General features: G+C 72.2%; 6 protein-coding genes. 5 read left to right on the forward strand and 1 reads right to left on the reverse strand.

From position 1 onward, the window contains the following. A partial coding sequence (gene pepN / locus RIF89_RS10520; protein WP_309069062.1) for an aminopeptidase N occupies window positions 1-1,702 on the reverse strand: 1,702 nt, incomplete at its 3' end. A 148-nt stretch (window positions 1,703-1,850) separates the two neighbouring features. On the opposite strand from pepN, the gene RIF89_RS10525 reads away from it, so the two are divergent. The 5 genes from RIF89_RS10525 to RIF89_RS10545 form a co-directional block, all read left to right on the forward strand. Then, a complete protein-coding gene (locus tag RIF89_RS10525; RefSeq protein WP_309069063.1) occupies window positions 1,851-2,099 on the forward strand; it encodes a hypothetical protein in 249 nt (82 codons plus the stop codon). Then, a complete protein-coding gene (locus RIF89_RS10530; RefSeq protein WP_309069064.1) occupies window positions 2,092-3,231 on the forward strand; it encodes a Vms1/Ankzf1 family peptidyl-tRNA hydrolase in 1,140 nt (379 codons plus the stop codon). Before RIF89_RS10525 ends, RIF89_RS10530 begins: the two co-directional genes overlap by 8 nt. Further along, window positions 3,228-4,091, forward strand: a complete 864-nt coding sequence (locus RIF89_RS10535) for a DUF72 domain-containing protein (RefSeq protein WP_309069065.1) — start codon at window positions 3,228-3,230, stop codon at window positions 4,089-4,091. The genes RIF89_RS10530 and RIF89_RS10535 overlap by 4 nt, the downstream gene beginning before the upstream one ends. Window positions 4,092-4,115: 24 nt before the next feature. Continuing rightward, window positions 4,116-4,685, forward strand: coding sequence for a ribonuclease H (locus RIF89_RS10540; protein WP_309069066.1), 570 nt, complete (start codon window positions 4,116-4,118; stop codon window positions 4,683-4,685). A 44-nt stretch (window positions 4,686-4,729) separates the two neighbouring features. Continuing rightward, a partial coding sequence (locus RIF89_RS10545; RefSeq protein WP_309069067.1) for an NAD(P)-binding domain-containing protein occupies window positions 4,730-5,336 on the forward strand: 607 nt, incomplete at its 3' end.

Consider the following 5,336-nt stretch of genomic DNA (forward strand, 5'->3'; position numbering starts at 1 on the left):
CGGGCAGCTCGCCGTCCCGCGTCGCGTCCCACAGCGACGCCCAGATCAACCCGCGCGCGAGCGGATCCTCGATCGTCGACAGGCCCTCCTCCACGGCCTCGAGCGAGCGCTCGTCGAGCCGTGCTTTCGCATAGGTCAGGTCCAGGTCGTTGATCAGGATCAGATCGGCGTCCGGCAGCGAGAGAACGGCACGCTCGTCGAGCAGGTCGGTCTCGATGAGGTCGGTGCGCGACAGGCTTCCCTCCGCCAGGGTGTAGCAGCCGATGGCGAGCCGGTGCGGGCGCGCCTCCGTCTGCGTCAGCTCGCCCGCCGCCCGGTCGTACGCGATCGTCGACATGCCCGTCGTCTCGAGCCACGACGCCGACCACGCGCGCAGGTCGCGACCCGATGCCCCCTCGAGCTCCGTGAGCAGGTCGCCGAGCGTGGTGTTGCCGTACGCGTGGGCCCGGAAGTAGCGGCGCGCGCCCTCGAAGAACGCCTCCTCGCCCACGTACGCGACGAGCTGCTTGAGCACCGAAGCGCCCTTGGCGTAGGTGATGCCGTCGAAGTTCAGCTTGGCGGCCTCGAGATCGGGGATGTCCGCGACGATCGGGTGCGTGGTGGGCAGCTGATCCTGCAGATAGGCCCACGTCTTGCGACGGGCCGCGAACGACACCCACGCGTCGGCGAACCGCGTGGCGGCCACCGAGGCGTGCGAGCCCATGTAGTCGGCGAACGACTCCTTGAGCCACAGGTCGTCCCACCACCGCATCGTGACGAGATCGCCGAACCACATGTGCGCCATCTCGTGCAGGATCGTGTTCGCCCGTCCCTCGTGCTGCGCGTCCGTCGAGGCGCCGCGGAACACATACGCCTCGGTGAACGTCACGAGCCCGGGGTTCTCCATCGCGCCGAGGTTGTACTCGGGAACGAACACCTGGTCGTAGGTCGACCACGGGTACGGGAAGCCGAAGGCCTCATCGAAGAAGTCGAGTCCCTGCCGCGTGATCTCGAGGATCTCGTCGGCATCGAAGTGCTCGGCGAGCGACGCGCGGCAGTAAGCGCCCAGCGGGATGCGCTGCGCGGCGCCCTCGGCGGACGGCTTCGACCACTCCCCCGTGACGCGGTGATAGGGCCCCGCCGCGACCGCCGTGATGTAGCTGGAGATCGGCAGGGTCGGCGCGAACTCCACGGTCTGCGTGGCGCCGCCATCCGACGAGCGGGCGGGTGCCTGGTTCGACAGCACGTGCCAGCCGGCGGGCGCGGTGATCACGAACGTGTAGCGCGCCTTGAGGTCGGGCTGCTCGAAGCACGGCATCACGCGGCGGGCATCCGCCGGCTCGTACTGCGTGTACAAGTAGGTCTCGCCATCGACCGGATCGCGGAAGCGGTGCATGCCCTCGCCCGAGCGGCTGTACGCGCCGACCGCCTCGATGCGCACCTCGTTCGCTCCGCGCACGAGACCGCGGATTCGGATGCGCGCACCGTCCCAGTCGACGTCCTGCTCGGCTCCGTTCACCACGACGCGCTTCACCGTCTCGCCCAGGAAGTCGATCCAGGTGGCGTCGGCCCGCGAATCGAAACCCAGCGTGACGGTCGTCGGGAAGCCCGCGCGCCGCGGATCGGGTGCGCCCGACACGTCGAGCTCGACGCGGGCGTCGCGGAGGGAGATCGCGGCGGCGCGGGCGGCCGTCTCGTCGCGGGTCAGATTCGCGGAGGTCATCCGTCCATCATCCCAGTGGCGCTCGCGGCCGCCGAGCGCGAGTCTGCGCGGCCGCCGCACGACTAACCGTCGCGCTGACGGCCGTCAACCCCGTAGGGCGGGCCCGGCCACGCGACCTACGGTCGGGAGACGACGAAGGGAGACAGCCATGAGCGACGCCCAGCGAGGCAATGCCACGCACGGACCGGAGTTGGACGAGCAGCTCGAGCAGGAGAGCCGCGGGATCGTGCAGGGCGCGCCAGGGTCGGCGCACGCCGAGCCGTTCCGGGAGACCGAGCCGCTGCCCGACGACACCGACGACCCGGAGGTCGAGCGCGCGTTCCGACGCGACGGCCCCGAGATCGCCGACGGCGACGCGGATCCGGCCGACGCGGAGGAAGGAGCCCAGGATGGCTGACGCGAACCACGATCTGACCGAGCTGCTGCGGCAGCCCGGCCCCTGGACGACTGTGCTGACCGACGGACGCGGCGAGCGCCCGCAGCAGGAGGAGGTCGCGAAGATCCGCGCCGTGACGGATCCGCTCGGCGACGCCGGCGCTCCCGAGGCGGACGTGCAGGCGGTGGGCGAGGCGCTCACCGCGGGCGACGGGCTCCCGAGCCCGTCCACGCGTTACCTGCTCGTGCGCGATGGCGACGTCGTGATCGACGAGGCCTTCACCGGTCAGCGTCTCGGCGCCGAGGTGCTCGCGCACGGCGCCGCCCCGCGCATCCTGCCGCTGCTGCGCCACCGGGCCAGCGCCGTGCGCTACCTCGTGGTCGAGACCGCGCGCGAGGGCGCGCGCCTCAGCGTGCGCGAGGCGCACCGCGGCGACGACGGGGCGACGCAGGAGATCGAGGGCCGCACGGACAGCCTCAACAAGGTGCAGGCGGGCGGATGGTCGCACCGTCGCTACCAGAACCACTCCGAGGACATCTGGCAGCACAACCAGGCGGAGGTAGCCGATGCGGTGGACCGTCTGGTGCGCGAGCGGCGTCCGCGCTTCGTCGTGGTCGCGGGCGACGTGCGGGCTCGGCAGCTGCTGCTCGAGCGGCTCGCTCCTCCGTCCCGCGAACTCGCGCTCGAGGTGGACGCCCACACGAAGGCGGAGGGATCCGCCGACGAGGCGCTCGAGCGGGCGATCGACGACGCCGTGGGCGGCGCGATCGGCGCCGACATCGCTGACGCGCGGCGACGCGCGGCGGAGAACGACGGCGCGGCGGGAGCCCGCGGCATCGGCGAGGTCATCGACGCGCTGCAGCAGGCGCGCGTGGACACCCTCGTGCTCGACGCGCGCCTGGCGGACGAGGGCGAGGACGGCGAGGCCCTCGCGGCCCTCGACGCCGAGCCATGGGTCGCGCGCAGCGAGCGCGAGGAGCTTCCCGCCGGTTCGCTCGGGTACCTGCCCGCAGCCGAGGCGCTCGCACGCGCCGCGCTGCTGAGCGGCGCCCGCGTGCTGGTCGTCGAGGAGGACCTCGCCGAGGGCGAGGCGCGCGACGACCGCCCCGCCGCCGAGCCCGTCGCCGCGCTGAGGTGGGCGGACGGCGGATGACGCCACCACGAGGGCGCGTGTGGGTAGGGGTCTCCGGATGGCGGTACCCCGCATGGCGTGGAGACTTCTACCCCCGCGGCCTCGTGCAGCGCCGTGAACTCGAGTACGTCGGCGAGCGGATGTCGAGCGCCGAGATCAACGGATCCTTCTACTCGCTGCAGCGCCCGTCCAGCTACGTCCGGTGGCGCGACAGCGTGCCGAGCGGCTTCGTGTTCGCGGTCAAGGGACCGCGTTACGTCACGCACATGCTGCGGCTGCGCAGCGCGGGAACGGCGCTGTCGAACTTCTTCGCGTCCGGGCCGCTCACGCTGCACGACAAGCTCGGCCCCATCCTGTGGCAGCTGCCCGCGCGGCAGCCGTTCGAGCCGGAGGTGCTCGATGCGTTCCTGAAGTCGCTGCCGCGCACGACCGCGGAGGCGCTCGACATCGCGCGCGGTCACGACCGGCGGATGGAGGGACGCACCGCCCTTGCGATCGACGAGGACAGGCCGCTGCGCCACTCGATCGAGCCGCGGTCGGCGACGTTCGCGGATCCGGCCTTCGCCGAGATGCTGCGGGAGCGGGATGTCTCGCTCACGGTCGCCGACACGGCGGGCACGTTCCCGATGTTCGACGAGGTCACCGCGAGCGATCACGTGTACGTGCGGCTGCACGGCTCGCAGGAGCTCTATCAGAGCGGCTACACGGACGAGGAGCTCGACGAATGGGCCACGCGGATCCGGGCGTGGGCCGACGGATCCGGATGCCCCGACGGGCGTCCGCGCGACGTCTACGTGTACTTCGACAACGACGGCCGCGGGCGCGCCCCGCACGATGCGGTCGCGCTCGAGGCGCGGCTGGCCGACGCGCCCGGGAGCTGACCGCCACGCGGTTACGGTGGATCGGTGCCCGACCACATCGACGAACCCGCTCGCGACCGCTACGTGATCGCCACCGACGGCGCCTGCCAGGGAAACCCCGGCCCGACCGGATGGGCGTGGGTGGGTGAGGACGGCCAGTGGGCGGCCGGCGCGATCCCGCAGGGCACGAACAACATCGGCGAGCTGACGGCGCTGCTGCGCGGCATCCGCGACAACGCGCACGTGCGCGACCTCGTGGTACAGGCCGACTCGATGTACGCGATCAACACGTACCGGTCGTGGATGGACGGCCATAAGCGCCGCGGCTGGCGCACATCGGCGAAGCAGCCGGTCAAGAACGTCGACATCCTGGAGGCGCTGATCGCGGCGCGGGACGCGCGTCGTGCCGCGGGGCTGCCGGATGTCGTGCTCGAGCACGTGAAGGGCCATGCCGGGCATCGCCTGAACAGCTGGGCGGACGAGCGCGCCGTGCGCGCCGCACGTCACGCGGCGAAGGGGCTCGAGGGCTCGTGGGAGTCGCGCGCCGGGCATCCGACGGTGGACGTGGCCGTGGCGCCGCCTTCCGGCGCGCAGGACCGCGTTCGCCGGAAGTAGCGCCGACCCGGAATGCCCCGCACGGAGGCGCGGTTGCATCCCGCATGAGCGCCCGTGACGCCACCGTCGTCGTGATCGGCGCGGGCCAGGCCGGTCTCTCCGCCGCGTTCCACCTGCGTCGGCACGGTTTCGCCAGCGCGCTGGAGACGCCCGACGCGGAGCGCACGTACGTGCTGCTGGACGCCAACCCCGCGCCCGGCGGCGGGTGGCAGCACCGGTGGGAGTCGCTGCACGTCGACAAGCTGAACAGGATCTTCGACCTGCCGGGCCTCGTCCAGCCCGCCCTGGATCCCGCGGAGCCCAGTCGCATCGCCGTCCCCCGCTACTTCGCGGCGTTCGAGGATCGCTACGCCCCGCCGATCCTGCGCCCCGTCCGCGTGGAGTCGGTGGACTACGCGGACGACGACGAGGACGGCGAGCTCGTCGTGCGCACCGATCACGGGGTCTGGCTCGCCCGCGCCATCATCAATGCGACCGGCACGTGGAACAACCCCGTGCTGCCGGCCTACCCCGGCAAGGAGACGTTCCGCGGCCGTCAGCTGCACACGCGCGACTACGTCCGGCTCGAGGACTTCACGGGTCAGCGCGTCGGCATCGTGGGCGGGGGCATCTCGGCCGTGCAGCAGCTCGAGGAGATCTCGCGCGTCGCGG

Origin of the sequence: Microbacterium sp., from assembly GCF_031178525.1 — a bacterium.
In the GTDB taxonomy this organism is placed as follows: Bacteria; Actinomycetota; Actinomycetes; order Actinomycetales; family Microbacteriaceae; genus Microbacterium.

Excerpts from the sequence above, each read along its gene's own strand:
- RIF89_RS10525 (WP_309069063.1), top strand. The coding sequence starts at position 1,851 with ATGAGCGACGCCCAGCGAGGCAATGCCACGCACGGACCGGAGTTGGAC.
- RIF89_RS10530 (WP_309069064.1), top strand. The coding sequence starts at position 2,092 with ATGGCTGACGCGAACCACGATCTGACCGAGCTGCTGCGGCAGCCCGGC.
- RIF89_RS10535 (WP_309069065.1), top strand. The coding sequence starts at position 3,228 with ATGACGCCACCACGAGGGCGCGTGTGGGTAGGGGTCTCCGGATGGCGG.